At 66.1% G+C, this 19,077-nt stretch carries 12 protein-coding genes; 6 read left to right on the top strand and 6 right to left on the bottom strand.

All coding sequences use genetic code 11. The annotated features are described in order from the left end of the window. Positions 1-18: 18 nt before the first annotated feature. Positions 19-912: a LysR family transcriptional regulator gene (locus tag ACQR0Z_RS11360; RefSeq protein WP_434861902.1), complete on the bottom strand. Its 894-nt coding sequence runs from the start codon at positions 910-912 to the stop codon at positions 19-21. Positions 913-1,185: 273 nt separating this feature from the next. Between ACQR0Z_RS11360 and ACQR0Z_RS11355 the strand changes: the two genes are divergently transcribed. The 5 genes from ACQR0Z_RS11355 to ACQR0Z_RS11335 are packed head-to-tail and all read left to right on the top strand — an operon-like array spanning position 1,186 to position 7,201. Further along, entirely contained in the window at positions 1,186-1,662 is a 477-nt protein-coding gene (locus ACQR0Z_RS11355) for a formate dehydrogenase subunit gamma (protein ID WP_434918624.1), read from the top strand. Further along, positions 1,659-3,215, top strand: coding sequence for a formate dehydrogenase beta subunit (locus ACQR0Z_RS11350; RefSeq protein ID WP_434918623.1), 1,557 nt, complete (start codon positions 1,659-1,661; stop codon positions 3,213-3,215). Before ACQR0Z_RS11355 ends, ACQR0Z_RS11350 begins: the two co-directional genes overlap by 4 nt. A 24-nt stretch (positions 3,216-3,239) precedes the next feature. Further along, positions 3,240-6,119: a formate dehydrogenase subunit alpha gene (gene fdhF / locus ACQR0Z_RS11345; protein ID WP_434918622.1), complete on the top strand. Its 2,880-nt coding sequence runs from the start codon at positions 3,240-3,242 to the stop codon at positions 6,117-6,119. A gap of 13 nt (positions 6,120-6,132) precedes the next feature. Continuing rightward, positions 6,133-6,969, top strand: coding sequence for a formate dehydrogenase accessory sulfurtransferase FdhD (fdhD, locus tag ACQR0Z_RS11340; protein ID WP_434878391.1), 837 nt, complete (start codon positions 6,133-6,135; stop codon positions 6,967-6,969). Then, positions 6,959-7,201 (top strand): formate dehydrogenase subunit delta, encoded by a 243-nt coding sequence (locus ACQR0Z_RS11335; RefSeq protein WP_434861898.1) that lies wholly within the window; start codon positions 6,959-6,961, stop codon positions 7,199-7,201. Before fdhD ends, ACQR0Z_RS11335 begins: the two co-directional genes overlap by 11 nt. Positions 7,202-7,233: 32 nt before the next feature. Here ACQR0Z_RS11335 and ACQR0Z_RS11330 read toward each other — a convergent pair whose 3' ends face one another. The 4 genes from ACQR0Z_RS11330 to ACQR0Z_RS11315 form a co-directional block, all read right to left on the bottom strand. Further along, complete coding sequence (locus tag ACQR0Z_RS11330) at positions 7,234-10,191, bottom strand: bifunctional [glutamine synthetase] adenylyltransferase/[glutamine synthetase]-adenylyl-L-tyrosine phosphorylase (RefSeq protein ID WP_434918621.1); 2,958 nt, start codon at positions 10,189-10,191, stop codon at positions 7,234-7,236. Beyond that, positions 10,188-11,648 carry an ATP-binding protein gene (locus tag ACQR0Z_RS11325; RefSeq protein ID WP_434918620.1) on the bottom strand — a complete coding sequence of 487 codons (1,461 nt, stop codon included), beginning with the start codon at positions 11,646-11,648 and terminating at the stop codon, positions 10,188-10,190. Before ACQR0Z_RS11325 ends, ACQR0Z_RS11330 begins: the two co-directional genes overlap by 4 nt. Further along, positions 11,632-12,312, bottom strand: coding sequence for a winged helix-turn-helix domain-containing protein (locus tag ACQR0Z_RS11320; RefSeq protein WP_434861969.1), 681 nt, complete (start codon positions 12,310-12,312; stop codon positions 11,632-11,634). The genes ACQR0Z_RS11325 and ACQR0Z_RS11320 overlap by 17 nt, the downstream gene beginning before the upstream one ends. 263 nt (positions 12,313-12,575) lie before the next feature. Further along, complete coding sequence (locus ACQR0Z_RS11315) at positions 12,576-14,165, bottom strand: Do family serine endopeptidase (protein ID WP_434861895.1); 1,590 nt, start codon at positions 14,163-14,165, stop codon at positions 12,576-12,578. A 1,383-nt stretch (positions 14,166-15,548) separates the two neighbouring features. Between ACQR0Z_RS11315 and ACQR0Z_RS11310 the strand changes: the two genes are divergently transcribed. Next, positions 15,549-16,778 carry a hypothetical protein gene (locus tag ACQR0Z_RS11310; protein ID WP_434918619.1) on the top strand — a complete coding sequence of 410 codons (1,230 nt, stop codon included), beginning with the start codon at positions 15,549-15,551 and terminating at the stop codon, positions 16,776-16,778. Between the two features lie 151 nt (positions 16,779-16,929). On the opposite strand, the gene ACQR0Z_RS11305 is transcribed toward ACQR0Z_RS11310, so the two are convergent. Further along, positions 16,930-18,939 carry a HAMP domain-containing methyl-accepting chemotaxis protein gene (locus ACQR0Z_RS11305; protein WP_434918618.1) on the bottom strand — a complete coding sequence of 670 codons (2,010 nt, stop codon included), beginning with the start codon at positions 18,937-18,939 and terminating at the stop codon, positions 16,930-16,932. Between the last annotated feature and the right edge of the window lie 138 nt (positions 18,940-19,077).

The raw sequence follows: 19,077 nt of genomic DNA, 5'->3' as shown, positions 1-19,077 counted from the left end.
GAACGCCGCAGTCACGCCTCACGCCTGCAGGCTCGGCGCGACCTCGCGGGCGATCTGGACCAGCGAGGCGATCAGCGGGGTCATCGGGTCGCGTTGGGGGATGACGAGGCCGATCTGGTAGTTGATCACGGGATCGACGATCGGGATCGAGCGCACCTTGTCGGCGAGGCCGAGCGTCTCGGCGAGCTTGGCCGGCATCACGCTGGCCCAACGCCCCGTCTTCACATGGGTGTACAGCACCAGCAGCGAATTCGAGGTCAGGGTCGGCGTCACCTCGTTGCCGGCGGCCTTCAGCGCGCGGTCGATGATGCGGCGATTCTGCATGTCCGGCGTCAGCAGGCACAGCGGCACCTGCCCGACCTCCTGCCACGTCACCTGTTCGCGATCGCCGAACATCGCATCGGGCGCGGTCAGCAGGCGGTAGCTCTCGTTGTAGAGCGGGATGGTGCGGACGCGGCCAATCGGCTCGTTCTCGATGTAGGTCAGGCCGGCATCAACTTCGAGGTTCTCCAGCAGGCCGAGCACGTCGGCCGACGTGCACGACATGATGCGGAACCTCACCTCCGGATGCTTGGCGCGAAACGGGGTCGTCAGCGACGCCACCATGCCGAGCACCGTCGGCACCGCCGCGATGCGGATCTCGCCAGAGAGCTTGTCCTTGAGGCCGTTGATCTCCTGGCGCATCGCGCGGAAGTCGCCGACGATGCGGCGCGCCCAGTCCAGCGTGCGCTCGCCTTCGGGCGTAAACCCCTGGAACCGGGAGCCGCGCTGCACGAGCATGACGCCGAGGATCTCCTCGAGCTGCTTGATGCTGGTCGACATCGTCGGCTGGGTGACGCCACAGGCCTCGGCCGCGCGGCCGAAATGACGCTCCTTGGCCAGCGCCAGCAGCAGTTCAAGCTTGTCGATCAAGAGAGCGGCCTTCCAACGGTTGAATGGCCCGGTTCCGCACGTTTTGAGCGCCTCCGGACAGCGCGAAACCCTATCACGGCGAAGGGGTCCCGGACACGGTAAAACACGCCGCAGTCGGGTCACGCGAAGGCCGGTTTTTCGTCAACTTCTAGCTATGTTACGATAGCGTTTCGCAATCGCAGCACGGGACAGCTTTATTGATATCTGGAGGAATTCCAATTCTGATATGCGAAACGCTTGCAACGCAGAATCGGGATCAGGATGACGCCCAAAATGACGACGATGTACGAAAGTTGGGACGCGGCGCGCGGCGCCGAAATCATCGCCGAACATAGCCAGATGGAGGGAGCAACCCTGCCCATCCTCCATGCGTTGCAGGAGACGTTCGGCTATGTCCCCGAGGATGCCATTCCGATGATCGCATCCGCCCTGAACCTGTCACGCGCCGAGGTTTACGGCGTCTTCACGTTCTACCATGATTTCCGGGCCAAAAAGGCCGGCCGTCACGTGCTGAAGCTGTGCCGCGCCGAGGCCTGCCAGGCTGCTGGCGGCGATGCGCTCGCCGCGCGCGCCGAAGCCAAGCTCGGGATCGCCATTGGCAACACGACCGCCGATGAGCGCGTCACGCTGGAGCCGATTTACTGCCTCGGCCTGTGCGCGACCGCGCCCTCGGCGATGATCGACGGCCGGCTGGTCGGCCGGCTCGATGAGGCCCGCATCGATGCTCTCGTCTCGGAGGCCCAGCGATGAGCGTGCGTCTTTTTGTCCCGTGTGATGCCGGCGCGCTCGCTGTCGGCGCCGATGAGGTTGCCCACGCGCTGCACAAGGCGGCGCTCGAGCGCAAGGTCGATATTGAAATCGTCCGCAACGGCTCGCGTGGGTTGTACTGGCTGGAGCCGCTGGTCGAGCTGGAGACGGCGCAGGGCCGCTTCGGCTTCGGACCCGTGACCGCTGACGATGTGCCGTCGCTGCTCGATGCCATCATCGATGACAAGTCGCACAAGCTTTCGCTCGGCCTGACCGAGGAGATCCCGTGGCTGAAGCGGCAGACCCGCCTCACCTTCGCCCGCTGCGGCATCGTCGATCCCTTGTCGCTAGAGGACTATCGCGCCCATGGCGGCTACAAGGGTCTCACGCGCGCGCTGACCTTGTCGCCGGATGCCGTCATTGCCGAGGTCACGACGTCGGGCCTGCGCGGCCGCGGCGGCGCGGGCTTCCCGACCGGCATCAAGTGGAAGACGGTGTCGCAGACCGCAGCCGACCGCAAATACGTCATCTGCAACGCCGACGAAGGCGACAGCGGCACCTTCGCCGACCGCATGCTGATGGAAGGCGACCCCTTCGTGCTGATCGAGGGCATGACCATCTGCGGCATCGCGGTGGGCGCCACCAAGGGCTACATCTACACGCGCTCGGAATATCCGCACGCGATCGCGACCATGACCAAGGCGATCGACATCGCCAAGAAGGCCGGCCTGCTCGGCGACAAGATCTCGGGCTCGAACACCACGTTCGACCTGGAGGTCCGCACCGGCGCCGGCGCCTATGTCTGCGGCGAAGAAACCGCGCTGATGGAGAGCCTCGAGGGCAAGCGCGGCATCGTCCGCGCCAAGCCGCCGCTGCCCGCGCATCACGGCCTGTTCGGCAAGCCGACCGTGGTCAACAATCTGCTGTCGTTCGCGGCGATCCCCTTCATCCTCGATGAAGGCGCCAAGGCCTATGCCGATTTCGGCATGGGACGCTCGCGCGGCACGATGCCGATCCAGATCGCCGGCAACGTCAAGTTCGGCGGCCTGTTCGAGACCGCGTTCGGCATCACGCTCGGCGAGCTGGTCGACGACATCGGCGGCGGCACCTTCACCGGCCGTCCTGTTCGCGCGGTGCAGGTCGGCGGTCCGCTCGGAGCCTACTTCCCGCGCGCGCTGTTCGACACGCCGTTCGACTACGAGGCGTTCGCCGCCAAGGAGGGCCTGATCGGCCATGGCGGCATCGTCGTGTTCGACGACACCGTCGACATGTCGAAGCAGGCGCGCTTCGCGATGGAGTTCTGCGCCATCGAATCCTGCGGCAAGTGCACGCCCTGCCGCATCGGCTCGACGCGCGGCGCCGAGACCATCGACAAGATCCGCCGCGGCGAGCGCGTGTCCGAGAACATCGCTCTCGTCGAGGACCTCTGCGGCACCATGAAGCTCGGATCGCTCTGTGCACTCGGCGGCTTCACGCCCTACCCTGTGCTCTCGGCGCTGAAACATTTCCGCGAGGATTTCGGTCCTCAGCAACCGCGCCTGCAGGCCGCGGAATAGACATTCGGGAATAAGGACACGGCCATGTCGCTCATCCACGAAACCGATTACGGCACCCCGCTCTCCAAGTCCGAGAAGATGGTGACGCTTACCATCGACGGCCAGAGCATCACCGTTCCCGAGGGCACCTCGATCATGCGCGCGGCCATGGAGGCCGGCACGCAGATCCCGAAGCTGTGCGCGACCGACATGGTCGATGCGTTCGGCTCCTGCCGCCTCTGCCTCGTCGAGGTGGAAGGCCGCGCCGGCACGCCGGCCTCGTGCACCACGCCGGTCGCCGCGGGCCTCGTCGTCCACACCCAGACCGAGCGGCTGAAGAAGCTGCGCAAGGGCGTGATGGAGCTCTACATCTCCGACCATCCGCTCGACTGTCTGACCTGCGCCGCCAATGGCGATTGCGAGCTGCAGGACATGGCCGGCGCAGTCGGCCTGCGCGACGTGCGCTACGGCAACCAGGGTGAGAACCACGTGTTCGCCGACGCCTGTGGCGAGGCCAATCCAGCCTGGCTGCCGAAGGACGAGTCGAACCCCTATTTCACCTACGATCCCTCGAAGTGCATCGTCTGCTCGCGCTGCGTCCGCGCCTGCGAGGAGGTGCAAGGCACGTTCGCGCTGACCATCTCCGGCCGCGGCTTCGACAGCCGGGTGTCGCCGGGCATGAGCGAGAGCTTCTTAGGCTCCGAATGCGTCTCCTGCGGCGCCTGCGTGCAGGCCTGCCCGACCGCGACCCTGACCGAGAAGAGCGTGATCGAGATCGGCCAGCCCGAACATTCGGCAGTCACCACCTGCGCCTATTGCGGCGTCGGCTGCACCTTCAAGGCGGAGATGCGCGGCGAGGAAATCGTGCGCATGGTGCCGTACAAGGACGGTAAGGCCAATCGCGGCCACTCCTGCGTCAAGGGCCGCTTCGCCTATGGCTATGCGACCCACCAGGAGCGCATTCTCAAGCCGATGATCCGCGAGACCATCGATCAGCCGTGGCGCGAGGTCTCCTATGACGAGGCCTTCACCTTCGCCGCCGAGAGGCTCCGCGGCATTCAGGCCAAGCATGGCCGCGACTCCATCGGCGGCATCACCTCGTCCCGCTGCACCAACGAAGAAACCTATCTGGTGCAGAAGCTGATCCGGGCCGGCTTCGGCAACAACAATGTCGACACCTGCGCCCGCGTCTGCCACTCGCCGACCGGCTACGGCCTCGCCACCACCTTCGGCACCTCGGCCGGCACGCAGGACTTCGACTCGGTCGAGGACAGCGACGTGATCATGGTGATCGGCGCCAATCCGACCGACGCGCATCCGGTGTTCGGCTCGCGCATGAAGAAGCGGCTGCGCCAGGGCGCCAAGCTGATCGTCGTCGATCCGCGCAAGATCGACCTCGTGAAGTCGGCGCACATCAAGGCGGACTATCACCTGCCGCTGCTGCCGGGCACCAACGTCGCGATCCTGACCGCGCTGGCGCATGTTATCGTCACCGAGGGCCTGGTCAACGAGACCTTCGTGCGCGAGCGCTGCGACTGGAGCGAGTTCCAGGACTGGGCCGAGTTCGTGGCCCTGGAGAAAAACAGTCCCGAAGCGATCGCCGGCATTTCCGGCGTCGATCCGGAAGCGATCCGCGGCGCGGCCCGGCTCTACGCCAAGGGCGGCAACGGCGCGATCTACTACGGTCTCGGCGTGACCGAGCACAGCCAGGGCTCGACCACGGTGATCGCGATCGCCAACCTCGCGATGGCGACCGGCAATATCGGCCGTCGCGGCGTCGGCGTGAACCCGCTGCGCGGCCAGAACAACGTGCAGGGCTCCTGCGACATGGGTTCGTTCCCGCACGAGCTGCCGGGCTACCGGCACATCTCGGGCGACGCGGTGCGCGACCAGTTCGAGGCGATGTGGAACGTCAAGCTCAACCCTGAGCCGGGCCTGCGCATCCCTAACATGTTCGACTCCGCGATCGACGGCACCTTCAAGGGCCTCTACGTGCAGGGCGAGGACATCCTGCAGTCCGATCCGAACACCACGCACGTCGTGCAGGCGCTGTCGTCGATGGAATGCGTCATCGTGCAGGACCTGTTCCTGAACGAGACCGCAAACTACGCCCACGTCTTCCTGCCCGGCTCGACCTTCCTGGAGAAGGACGGCACCTTCACCAACGCCGAGCGCCGCATCCAGCGCGTCCGCAAGGTAATGAGCCCGCGCAACGGTCTTGCCGACTGGGAGGTCACGATCGGCCTCGCCAAGGCGATGGGCTTCGAAATGAAGTACAACCATCCGTCGGAGATCATGGACGAGATCGCGGCGCTGACGCCGACCTTCACCGGCGTCTCCTACCAGAAGCTCGAGGAGATGGGCTCGGTGCAGTGGCCCTGCAACGAGAAGTTCCCCGAGGGCTCGCCGATCATGCATGTCGACGGCTTCGTCCGTGGCAAGGGCAAGTTCGTGGTCACCGAATATGTCGCGACCGACGAGCGCACCGGCCCGCGCTTCCCGCTGCTGCTCACCACGGGACGCATCCTGTCGCAGTACAATGTCGGCGCCCAGACCCGGCGCACCGACAATGTGGTGTGGCATGGCGAGGACGTGCTGGAGATCCATCCGCACGACGCCGAGCAGCGCGGCATTCGTGACGGCGACTGGGTGCGGTTGACCAGCCGCGCCGGCGAGACGACGTTGCATGCTCTGATCTCCGAGCGCGTGGCGCCGGGCGTGGTTTACACCACGTTCCATCACCCGCTCACGCAGGCCAACGTCATCACCACGGACTACTCGGACTGGGCGACCAACTGCCCCGAGTACAAGGTCACCGCGGTGCAGGTGTCGCAGTCCAACGGACCGTCGGACTGGCAGAAGGCCTATGACGAGCAGGCCCGCAACTCGCGCCGCATCGCTCCGATCGTGGAGGCGGCGGAGTAGCATGCGAGATGCAGTGCGCATCGCGGATCGTCTGGTCTGGCGCGACGGAGCCCTCACCGAGGGCCACCGCCGCGTGCCGGAGGAGACCGCGGTCGCGCTGACCTACAATGGCGGCACCCAGGCCGTCATGATGGCGACGCCGCAGGACCTGCGCGACTTCGCCATCGGCTTCAGCCTCAACGAAGGACTGATCACGAGCGGCGACGAGATCGTCTCGCTCGACGTCGTCGAACTCGACGACGGCATCGAGCTGCGGATGTGGCTGCCCGATGCGCTCGCCGAACGCCTCGCCGAGCGCCGCCGCAACATCGCCGGGCCCACTGGCTGCGGCCTGTGCGGCATCGATTCCCTTGCCGAAGCTGTGCGGCCGGCGGCGCATGTACCCCACGGCCGCCGCTTCACACCGCGCGACATCATGGCCGCCCTGGCCGCGATCGAACCGCTGCAGAAGCTCAATCATGAGACACGCGCGGTGCACGCCGCGGCGTTCTGGACGCCGGCCCGCGGCATCGTCGGCTTGCGCGAGGATGTCGGCCGCCATAATGCGCTCGACAAGCTCGCCGGCCATCTCGCGCAGGTGGGGAGCGCCGCGAGCGAAGGCGTGGTGATCATGACCAGCCGCGTTTCCGTCGAGCTGGTGCAGAAAGCCGCCGCGATGGGCGCCCCGGTGCTGGTCGCGGTCTCCGCTCCGACCGCGCTCGCCATCCGCATGGCCGAGGCAGCCGGCATCACCCTGATTGCGGTGGCCCGCAACGACGGCTTCGAAATCTTCACCCACCCCGACCGCATCGTCGCGAGCGCCGAGCCGCGCGCGCAATCACCTCAGACGGACAAGCCCCATGTCGCATAGCACCCAAGACCGCCTCGTCTATATGGCGAACCAGATCGGCAAGTTCTTCCAGAGCCAGGGCCGCGAGAAAGAGGTGGCCGGCGTCGCCGAGCACATCAAGAAGTTCTGGGACCCGCGCATGCTCAAGACCATCTACGCCCACCACGACGCCGGCGGCGAAGGCCTCGATCCGGCCGTGAAGGACGCGATTGGCAAGCTCAAGCAGGACGCGGTCGCGAAGGAAAAGGCGTAACTCGTCACTCCTCATCGCGCTGCTTGAGCAGATCATTCCTCCAGTAGCGTCGTGAATACGCGGCGCACCTCGCTCTGCGTCTCGCGCACCCGCGCCTCAAGCGCCGAGAAATCCGGCGCATCCCCGGCTCGCGCCAGCACCCGCAACAGATCGTCGCCGGCCTGGTCGGGCTTGAACTTGTCGCTGACGCACAGGCGCAGGATCTGCGTCAGGTCGTGATAGAGCCGCGCCGCCTGGCGCAGGATCACGGCCTCCGCGCGCGGCAGCACGCCGAGACGCTCGGCATTGTCGAGCACCGCGAGCGAGCTGACGTCGAGGATCTCCGGTCGGGTCGCGGCGTGCACGAGTTGCAGATATTGCGCGACGAAGTCGATGTCGACCATGCCACCGGCGGCGTGCTTGAGATCCCACAGATCCGCTTCGCCCTTCTCCGCCGCGATCGCCCGGCGCATGTCGGCGACGTCGCGCGCGATCGCCGCGGCGTCGCGCGCGCGCCGCAGCGCGGTCTGAATGATGGCCTCGATGCGGGCGCGGAACGCCGGCGAGGCCGAGATCACCCGCGCGCGCGTCAGCGCCATGTGCTCCCACGTCCAGGCCTCCTGCTCCTGATAATGCGCAAAGGAGTCGATGTGCGAGGCGAGCGGACCGGCGCGGCCCGAGGGCCGCAGCCGCATGTCGATGTCGTAGAGCACGCCGTAATTGGTGCGCGACGTGAAGGCCGAGATCAGCCGTTGCGTGAAGCGGGCGAAGTAATGCGCGCCCTGCAGCGAACGCTCGCCGTCCGAGTCCGGCCTATCGGCATCGAAGTCGTACAGCAGGATCAGGTCGAGGTCGGAGGACGCCGTCATCTCGCGCGCGCCCAGCCGGCCCATCGCGACGATCGCCGTCTCCTGCCCCGCGATGCGGCCGTGCTGGGCAGCAAAACGGTCGGTGACCAGGCCGTGCACCGTGTGCACGATGCCCTCGGCGACGTCGGCGAACGCCGTGCCGGCCTGCTGCGCGGAGACGGTGCCGGAGAGAATGCGCGTGCCGATCAGGAACAGGCTCTCCTGGCCGAACAGCCGCAGACGATCGAGAAACTCCTCATAGGTCCCGGCATCCTGCAGCGTCGTTGCCAAGCGCTCGGACAGCTCGCGCTTGTCGGGGATCGCGCCGAAGAAGCGCGGGTCGATCAGACCGTCCATCAGCCGCGGCTGCCGCGCCAGCATGTCGCCGAGCCGCGGTGCGGTGCCGAGCACGAGCGCGACCAGCGCGACGAGATCGCGGTTCTGGCCGAGCAAGGTGATCAGCCGGCCACCGAGCTGCAGCGCCTGCAGGAAGCGGTCGAACGCGACGACGGCGCGATCCGGTTCGTCGGCATGCGCGAGACCATCGATCAGCGCCGGCAGGAAATCGCTGAAGGCGGAGCGCGTCGCCTCCGCACGGAACACGCGATACTCGCCCGCGAGCCATTGCTGCAGGGTCTTGGCCACCATCACCGGATCGCGGAAGCCAAGCCCGGCAAGATGCTCCATCAGCCGCGCATCGTCGGGACCGGCCGCGTAGTTCACCGCGGGCAGGCTGACGGTGCCGGTCGGATCGCCCTCGAACAGGCGCGCATAGTGGCCTTGCACGATATTCAGGTGGAACAGCAGGTCCGTCGCGAAGCTTTCGCGGCTGTCGTAGCCGAAGAAGCAGGCGAAGCGAGCCACGCCTTCGACGTCGTCGGGAAGGCTGTGGATCTGCTCGTCGGCCATCATCTGCAGCCGGTGTTCGACGCGGCGCAGAAACTCGTAGGCGATGGTGAGCTCATCGCGCGCCTGCTCGGTGATCCACTTGCTCGCGGTAAGCACGTCGAGCGCCTGCAGGGTCGGACGCACGCGCAATTCGGGATGGCGGCCGCCGGCGATGAGCTGCTGGGTCTGGGCGAAGAACTCGATTTCGCGGATGCCGCCCCGCCCGACCTTGACGTTGTGGCCTTCGACCGCGATCTCGCTGTGGCCGCGATAGACCTGCATCTGCCGCTTCATGTCGTGAACGTCGGTCAGCGCCTGGAAGTCGAGATGCTTGCGCCAGACGAAGGGCGACAGCTCGGCCAGCAGCGCTTCGCCTGCGGCGACATCGCCGGCGCAGACACGCGCCTTGATCATCGCGGCGCGCTCCCAGGTGCGCCCTTCCCGCTCGTAGTAATGCAGCGCCGCCTCGGTCGACATCGCCACCTGTGTCGAGGCTGGGTCCGGCCGCAGCCGGAGGTCGACGCGGAACACGTAGCCGTCGGCGGTGCGGCTCTGCAGCAACCGCGCCATGGCCTGGGTGACGCGGACGAAGAACGGCTGCGGCTCGATGTCCCGGGCGAGCGAATGGCTCTCGGGATCGAAGAACACGATCAGATCGATGTCGCTCGAATAGTTCAGCTCGCCCGCGCCCATCTTGCCCATCGCGAGCACGAACAGGCCCGAGCCCTGCTCCGGCTGCTCGGCATCGGGAGGCGAGAGACGGCCGCGCGCGGCCTCCTGCCGCAACAAATAGCGCAGCGCCATCTCCACCGAGGACACCGCGATATCGGTCAGTCCCGCCGTCACCTGCATGACGGGCCAGACGCCGCCGATGTCGCACAGCGCGATCAACAGCGCCGCTTCGGCCTTGAGCTGGCGCAGCAATCTCATCACGTCGGCTTCGCTGGTGGCGGCGAAGACCTCGCGCGAGGTGCGGGCGATCAGGTCGTCGAGATGCGCCTGCGGCTCGCAACGCAGGAGGCGGTCGAGGCGAGAGGCGTCGGCGTGGATCAGATCGAACAGATAGGGCGAGCATTCGGCGATGCCGAGCAGGATCGTCCTGGCCCAGCCGTCTCCAAGCAGTGCCGCGAGGCTGGCGGCCTGGGCGGGCTCGAGCTCGGCGAGCCAGTCTTGCAGGAATTGTTCGGCTTTGTCGGGCGCACGGACATGCGGGCCGGCAACGAAACGCCCGGCCAGATTCTGCCCGTCCGCGTTTCCCGGCGCGGATGAGATCATGCGGCCTTCTGTGGCACATCCTGTGTCGGCGCCGCAAGCTTCGCGGGCAGGCCCGCGCCGGCCGGCAGCACCAGCGTCGCGATCAGTCCGGGTTTCGCGTCGCCGAGCCGGAGCTCGCCGCCGTGCAACGTCGCCACCGCCGAGGCGAGGCTCAGGCCGAGGCCGGAACCCGGCAGGGTGCGCGACGCTTCCAGCCGCACGAACCGCTCGACCGCGTGCTTGCGCTCGGCCTCCGGGATGCCCTCGCCATGATCGGTGACACTGAGCAGCACCTGGCCGCCCTCGCGCCGCGCCTCGATCAGGATCTCGCGGCTGGCCGCCGCCGCCGCGGAATCGAGCGGCAGCGCGGCGGGCTTGCCGTATTTGATCGCGTTCTCGACGAGATTGGCGAGCGCCTGACTGATCAGTTCGCGACTGCCATGCACCGGCGCGGCCGCCGCCTTGACCCGCAGGGCCATCTCATTGTCCTCGGCGAGCGGCTCGTACAGCTCGTGGATGCCGCCGGCGACTTCGGCCGCATCGAACTCGACCATGTCGCCGCGCGCCTGTCCGGACTCCGCCCGCGCGATCATCAAGAGCGCATTGAAGGTCCGGATCAGGCCATCGGATTCCTCGATCGTGCGTTCCAGCGCCGCGCGATATTCGTCCTCGGACCGCGACTTCGCCAGCGCCTCCTCGGCGCGGTTGCGCAACCGCGTCAGCGGCGTCTTCAGATCATGGGCGATGTTGTCCGAGACCTCCTTGAGGCCGGTCATCAGCGCCTCGATGCGCTCCAGCATCGCGTTGAGATTTTCCGCCAGACGATCGAGCTCGTCGCCGCTGCGCCCGACCGGCAGCCGGCCGGAGAGATCGCCATCCATGATCCGCCGCGTGGTGCCGGTCATCGCATCGATCCGGACCAGCACGCGCCGCGAGACGAAGATGCCGCCGCCGATGCCGAGCACGACCACCACCAGCACCGACCATTGCGCCGCCTTGGCGACGATGCCGAACAGGCGGCGGCGCTCTTCGAGGTCGCGGCCGATCAGCAAGCGAAAGCCACTGGAGAGCTGGGTGACATAGACCAGCGCGCGATGGTTCTGCTCGCTGGTGTCGTCGAGCCGGCGATAAAACGTCTCCGACCATCCGGACGAGCCCATCACGCCGGGCGCGAGCGAGCCGACATTGCCGGCGATGGCCTGACCGGTCGGCGTTGTGATCAGATAGAGATTGGCGCCGGGCCGCAACGCGCGGCTCTCGATCGCGCCGACGATGCCGCGGAGGCCCCAGCGGGAGAAGATGTCGGTCATCTCGCTGATCTCCGAGGTGACCGTGGTCGAAATCTGCTCGGTGATGAGGCGGCGGGTGTTCCAGGCGAAATAGCCGAGCAGCGAGGCGGCAAACAGCGCAAACAGCAGCAGATAGACCAGCGTCAGCCGGAACGCCGTGGTGCGGATCAGCTTACCGAAGGCCGTCACGGATCATGTACCCCGCGCCGCGGATGGTGTGGAGCAAGGGACGGTCAAACCCCTTGTCGATCTTGGAGCGCAGCCGCGAGATATGGACGTCGATCACGTTGGTCTGCGGATCGAAGTGATAATCCCAGACGTTCTCCAGCAGCATGGTGCGCGTCACCACCTGCCCGGCATGCTTCATCAGATATTCGAGCAGCCGGAACTCGCGCGGCTGCAAAGTCAGCTCGTCCTTGCCGCGCGCCACCCGATGCGACAACCGGTCCAGTTCGAGGTCGCCGACCTTGTAGGTCGTCTCCTCGGCCGGCCCGCCATGGCGGCGCGACAGCACCTCGACGCGGGCGAGCAGTTCGGCAAAGGCGTAGGGTTTTGGGAGGTAATCGTCGCCGCCCGCGCGCAGGCCCTTGATGCGGTCGTCGACCTGGCCGAGCGCGGACAGGATCAGCACCGGTGTCCGGTTGCCCTTGTCGCGCAGCGCGCCGATCATCGACAGGCCGTCGCGCTTGGGCAGCATGCGGTCGACCACCAGCACATCGTAATCGCCGCTCTCGGCCATGGCGAGGCCCTCCTCGCCGTCGCCGGCGAGATCGGCGACGTGGCCGACTTCGCGGAACGCCTTGACCAGATAGTCGGCGGACTCGCGGTCGTCTTCGATGATCAGCAGGCGCATTGCGGAAACGGGGGCGACACTCACGGTTCGATGTCCATCTACATGGCCCGGCTGCCGTTTCCGTGCAAGGCGGCATCGGCGCAGGGGTGATCGACAGGAAAGTGGGCGGTGAGGCTGGGGGACCTCACCGCCCGAGTTCCTTCCGACGGAGGGGGGCGTTGTCCTGACGGAAGGTTCATGGGAGCGGAACTTGAAGCCCGCCCCCAGGAAGAGCCGCCGGCGCGGGGGCAACATGCCGGCGGTCTCCCATCTCGTAAAAGGCCTTAGCCCTTGGCCAGCGGCACCGCGACGAAGCGCGACTGGCCGCCGCTCTTCACCCGCATCAGCACGCTGTTCTTGTTGTCGTTGCGGGCGGCGTTGATCGCCTCGCGCACGTCACCGGCCGAGGTCACCGACTTGCCGGCGACTTCGAGGATCACGTCGCCTTCCTTGAAGCCGCGATCGGCCGCGGCGCTCTTCGGATCGACCTGGGTGACGATGACGCCGTCCTTGCCAGCGCCGGCCACGCTCGACGCCGGAGCGACGGTCATGCCGAGCTTCGGCACGTCGGCGCCGCGGGTGGAGTTGCCGCTGTCGCTGTCGCCACCGGTGTCGGCCTTGGCCTCGACGGTGTTCGGCAGCTTGCCGAGCGTCAGATTGACGGTCTTCTCCTGGCCCTTCGACAGCACGTTCAGCTTCACGGCCGAGCCCGGCGAAATGCCGCCGATGGTGCGGGCGAGCTCACGCGCATCCTTGACCGGCTCGCCATTGACCGCGGTGATCACGTCGCCGGACAGGATGCCCGCCTTCGCCGCCGGGCCATTGGCCTGGGGTTCGGCGACCAGCGCGCCTTCCGCCTTCTTCATGCCGAGGCTGTCGGCGATGTCCTGCGTCACCGGCTGGATCTGCACGCCGATCCAGCCGCGGCTGACCGAGCCGTTGTCCTTCAGCTGTGCCACCACGCTCTTCACCGTCGAGGCGGGGATCGAGAACGCGATGCCGACGCTGCCGCCGGACGGCGAGTAGATCGCGGTGTTCACGCCGACGACGTTGCCGTCGACATCGAACGCCGGGCCGCCCGAATTGCCCTTGTTCACGGGCGCGTCGATCTGGATGAAGTCGTCATACGGGCCGTTGCCGATGTCACGGCCGACCGCCGAGACGATGCCCGCGGTCACGGTGCCGCCGAGGCCGAACGGATTGCCGACCGCCAGCACCCAGTCGCCGATGCGCGGCTTGCCGTCGGCGAGCTTCGCGAACGGCAGGTTCGAGGCGCCCTCGACCTTGATCAGCGCGAGGTCGGTGCGCGGATCGGTGCCGATCACCTTGGCGCTGTAGGTCTTGCCGTCGTCGGTCGTCACCTCGACCTTGTCGGCGCCGTCGACCACGTGATTGTTGGTCACGGCATAGCCGTCAGCAGAAATAAAGAAGCCGGAGCCCTGCCCGGTCACCGCGCGACCGCCACCACGGCCGCCGCGGCCCGGCATGCCGGGAATGCCGTTCTCACCGCCGAAGCGGCGGAAGAAGCGCTCCATCGGCGAGCCCGGCTGGAACGGCGTGTCGTCGTCATTGTCGTTCTTGGCGACCTTCTCGGCGATGTTGACCTTGACCGAAATCACCGACGGCTTCACCCGCTCCACGATGTCGGCAAAGCCGACGGGACGCGCGACCTTGCTGACCTCGTTGGCGACCTGCGCATGCGCCGCGGTCGAGAACAGATCGAGCGGCGCGCCCTGCGGCGACAGGCCATAGCCGGCGATGCCGAGACCCGCGACCACGGAGGCCATCAGCGCAAACTTGCGCGCCGAGAACAGCCCGGGCCGGGACTTGCGATAGGACGGAAGAGAGGACAGGTCGATCGGACGGTCAGTCATACGGTTTTCTCCGCAAGTGATTTTGGTCAAGGTCTAAACGTGTGTCCCGGGCTGTTCGCCCCGTTCGCCAGTGAACATGGGACTTGCCGCCTTACGGCGTGCTGGCTGCGGCGTTAAACTTCTGTAATGGATGGACACGAAGACTGCGGCAGAATGGCGCAGATGCGGGAGCGGGTCAGAAAAGGCGTTTGCGGGCAATGGGTTGCTAGGGCAACGCCGATCGGAGCCGGCCATCTTTATGACCATCCATCCAAAAGTATGAGCTCCCGTAGGGCGGGTCAGCCGCAGGTGTAACCCGCCGCCCTTCAACGCCCCCGGAGCGCTGGCCCGCGTAGCCCGCATGAGCGACTTGTCCGCCGAAGCACGAAGGGCGAAGGCGGGAGCGACATGCGGGTTCAACGTCCCTGCCCTGTCGCGCAACTCGCAGTCCCCCCTCACCTGTCATTCCCTGCGAAGGCGGGGAATCCAGTACGCCGCTGCCTCTCTGCTGAGCAATGACCGCCTCGGCGGACTGGATCCTCGGCCTTCGCGGAGGATGACAGCGGAGTGCTTGGCACCCTGCTCGCCCCACACTCCGTCATTGCGAGCGCAGCGAAGCAATCCAGGATGGTGGGCGGGACCCTGGATTGCTTCGCTGCGCTCGCAATGACGCGCGGAGGCATCTCGATCCACATTGTCAAACAGCCCGGGGAAAACCTCTCAGTAAAGCCGAGCACCATCATCCTCGCGACGCATCCCGCGCCCGAGTCATGTCCGACATCTCGCCCTCAGCTAACAGAGGGCGCAGGGAAGACCGGGAGCTTGCCGCCCCCATGGCCCCCGTGCGAATGAAAAGCACGGGGTAGGAACCACAGGTTCGGCTGAGACATCCCGGCCTTCCCTGCGCGATGGTTTTAACATTTATACGTGCTCTCCCCGGGGACCGGCTCATTGACCCCGTCGCCAGCGGATCATCACCACCAGCTTGACCTCGGCACCGGGAGGCCAGGACGACACGATTTCCTGTCCGCAGTCAGCCGTTCGTCGGCGAGAAAAGACCCCGCTGCAGCCGCCCGCATCCATCGCATTCCGCAACCCGCGTCCGTGACGATCGCGATACGCTCCCTCGGCGGTACGGAACGAGGGGAAGATAAGGGTGATTTGGGGTGGAAGGCAAGAGGATTTTTGATTATCGGAAATAATGATGATCTCGGAAGGCATTTGGTGGAGAGGCTGTACCTGTTCAACGCTGAGACGGCGATTTAGGATTGTTGCGAGCTGGCTTTTAGCATCCAAGAAATTTCCGTTCACTCAGAACTAGACTGAACGATTTGAGCAGGCTCCTAAGTGCCGCCCGCACTCAATTCATAATCATGCTCTCAACTGTAATACTGGATGACCGCAATGTCTAAACCGAAGGAGCCGCCGTTTTGGTGGCCTATGTTCAGTCTCCCAAATCTCCAGATCCGTTTTCCCATAGAAATAGATGGCTTCGCACTCGTGCCAGTTAATGATTTCCGTATTGAGGCGATCAAAAAGAAGCAACCACGCCTTGGAAGCTTTTTGAAGCGGTTCAAAACCGAATTCGGCGATCCGGTAGCGCCAAGCACCATTATCTGGCGCAGGGACAAGCCCGACACCTACCGCACAATTGGAGCAATATCAGGCTTCCGTGACCTTATTTCGATGTCGATCATCCCGCTCAGCTGGGCGAAGACGCACCAATTTGGTCGCGTCTTGGGACCGATGTATTCTGACACTTTCGCTGTCTATCCATGGATGATCGATAAGTTGGGAGAAGGACTTATCACCCAGACACCATCACTCTGGGGCTATCATGAGGTAAAGCGTCTCCGCGGACAAACAACCGCAGCTCTGTCAGTCCATCAGCTCGATCGCCGCGAAGTCGACCTACTGTTGATGAACGAGCTACTTAAGCGTTGGGAGCGATGCTTCAGCGCGGCCACACCCTCAGTGGAGGATGAGAGGCTATTTCGATCCCTTAATATGGCGAATGCTGCTGCCAAACTTCCCGCCGGAGCAGACACGAACCTTTACGATGTAATCCGATCTGTAGCTTTGTGGGCTAGCGCGTTTGAGATCCTCTACCCGGCGAACAACCAAGCTTTCAAGAGGATCTATGCCGCCCTTGAAAGTATCACCTGGAATCTCTCCGATTGCTCAGACAAGAACTTCCAAGTGTTCGGGGATAGGAAGGGCCCTCCGAGAAGCTTGCCGGTCTGGCTTTTCGGTGAAATCAACTCGTTAAGGAATGACGCTCTACACGGGAATCCGATATCGCAGGAACGACTTGTTGTGCCGCCAGCCAAACAGCCACTGCACATGTTCGCGGCTCCCTTGTACCGGATGATTTTGACCGCGTACTTGGATCTAAAACTTGCGCCCCGGAGACCGATCGGAGACCGCACCAAGTACGAAAACTTTCTGCTCAGCCATTTCGAGTCTGGAGAATATCAGCGCCATATCGAGGCCGGGCTTTCCGCCATAGTGTTCACCTCTGATGAGTATCGCGCAAAGCGGCAGCGTCGAGCCAGCAGCGCGTGGGCACGCGGTCAAGAAATAAGACGCGCGGTCGAAGATGGGCAAGCGGACGGTACGCACGATACTGACTAGCTGAATGTAAACTGAACGAGACCCGGCAAGCGTGAAGCGGATGAGCGCAGTGTCGGCGCGCCGGACGACGTGGATGGCCGGGACAAGAGCCCGGCCATGACGATGCGGAGACGGCGGCGCGCCGCTGCGTTCGTCGATGCGAGAGCCCGCCTCACGCCGCCTGCAACGACCCCAGGAACCGGCTCACCTCCCGCTTCAACCTCCCGCTCTCCGCTGACAGCGACCTCGCCGCCGTCAGCACCTGGGCCGATGCCGAGCCCGTCTCCGACGCGCCCCTCTGCACATCGTCGATGTTGCGCGAGACGCGCTGGGTGCCGTTGGCGGCGTGCTGGACGTTGCGGGAGATTTCGGCCGTGGCGGCGCCCTGCTCTTCGACTGCGGCGGAGACGGCGGCGGAGATTTCGGACAGGCGGCCGATGGTTGAGCCGATCTCCTTGATCGAGCCGACCGACTCCTCGGTGGCGGCCTGGATGCCGGAGACCTGCTGGGCAATCTCGCCGGTGGCTTTCGCGGTCTGCTCGGCCAGCGCCTTGACCTCGGCGGCGACCACCGCGAAGCCGCGGCCGGCTTCGCCCGCGCGCGCCGCCTCGATGGTGGCGTTGAGCGCCAGCAGGTTGGTCTGGCCAGCGATGCTCGAGATCAGCTCGAGCACGTCGCCGATCCGCGCGGCCTGCTTCGACAGGGTGCCGACACGCTCGTTGGTGCGGCTGGCTTGCGCCACCGCCTCGCGGGCGATGCGCGCGGAGTCCTGCACCTGGCGCGAGATCTCGCTGACCGACGACGACAGCTCCTCGGCGGCGGAGGCCACCGTCTGCACGTTGGACGAGGCTTCCTGCGAAGCGGCGGCGACTTCGGTCGACAGCTCCTGGCCGCGCGCGGCGGTGCTGGTCAGGGTGCCGGCGGAGGCTTCGAGCTCGCTGGAGGCGTGCGAGACGGCGTCGATGATCTCGCCGACGGCCTGCTCGAACTCGCGCGCGAGCCGGGCCATATCCGCCTTGCGCTCGTGCTCGCGGCGCGCCTCGGCGTCGCCCTGCTCGGCGCGCAGGCGCTCGGTCTCCGCCATGTTGTCCTTGAACACCTGGATGGCGGTCGCCATGGCGCCGATCTCGTCGCGGGCGCCGCGGCCTGGAATCTCGACGGCGACGTCGCCGCTGGCGAGCCGCCCCATCGCCCGCGTCATCGACGTCAGCGGGCCGACGATGCCACGCGCGATCAGGAACGCGACCAGGCTGCCGAACAGCACGGCCGCGGCGCCGACCTGCATCTGCAGCGAGATGGTGTGGCCGATCGCGGCCTCGGCGGTCGCGCGCGCGGCCTGAGAGTCGGCGTTGACGCTTGTCTCGGCCGCCTTCAGCGCCTCGACGCTGCGGGCGATCAGCGGCTCGATCGCGTTGGCGTAGATCTCCTCCGACTTCAAGGTCGCGGCGGCGGTGGCCTCGAACGCCGATTTGTTGACGTCGAGCGAGGCTTTCACCGGCGCGATCGCGGCGAGCACGCTGGCCGGCGGCGAATTGCCTTCCAGGGTGGCGAGGCGCTGCTCGACATTGTCGACGTTGGCGCGGAACGCGGAAGCCGCCTTGGCGTCGCGGAGCGCCAGGAAGCGCCAGGTCGCGATGCGCACCAGTTGCAGCCGCGTGTCGATGTCGGCGACCGCCGTCATCACCTCCGGTTCTTTCGAGATGCGCGCGGCGATGGACAGCTTTGCGGTCTTGGCGGCGAGGTCCTCGCCGCCCGGCAGCAGCGCGGCGCGACCGGTCTTGATCTGCCGGACGGCGTCCTGGAGCTGCTCGCGCAGGGTCCGCATCTGCGCGATGTCGGCGGCGAGATCGGCATAGGCCTTGCGGCGCTCGGCGGAGCGGGACACGGCGCCGGCGGTCTGCAGCAGCTCGGTCGCGGCAGCCTCGCGATCGGCGGCCTCCTTCAGCGCCGGCTCGTTGGCGTCGTGGATGTAGCGGAGGTTGGCGCGCTGGATCGCCTGGAGATGGTTGGAGATCTGCAGGATGCGCGCGGTCGCGTCCGACAGCGCCGACATGCTCGCCACCTGGCCGCTGACGGCGCGCAGATTCCATACGGCGACCGCGGCCATGACCATGCCCACCGCCACCAGCGCCGCGAACCCGGCGTAGAGACGCCCTCTGATCTTCAACCGGAAGCTCATCATCGTCCCCTCGCCCTCTCCCCATGTGCGGTAGGCGGGCGAACTGACAGCCTGCGCGCCTGCCTTGCCCCAGCGGTCGCGCTGGCCGCGACTCACAGCTGAGCTATATGCACGATGAGTTATATTTACTAAGAGTGAGTT

This window comes from Bradyrhizobium sp. HKCCYLS3077 (assembly GCF_051167555.1).
GTDB lineage: Bacteria > Pseudomonadota > Alphaproteobacteria > Rhizobiales > Xanthobacteraceae > Bradyrhizobium.
This window is presented reverse-complemented; position numbering and strand designations above follow the sequence as displayed.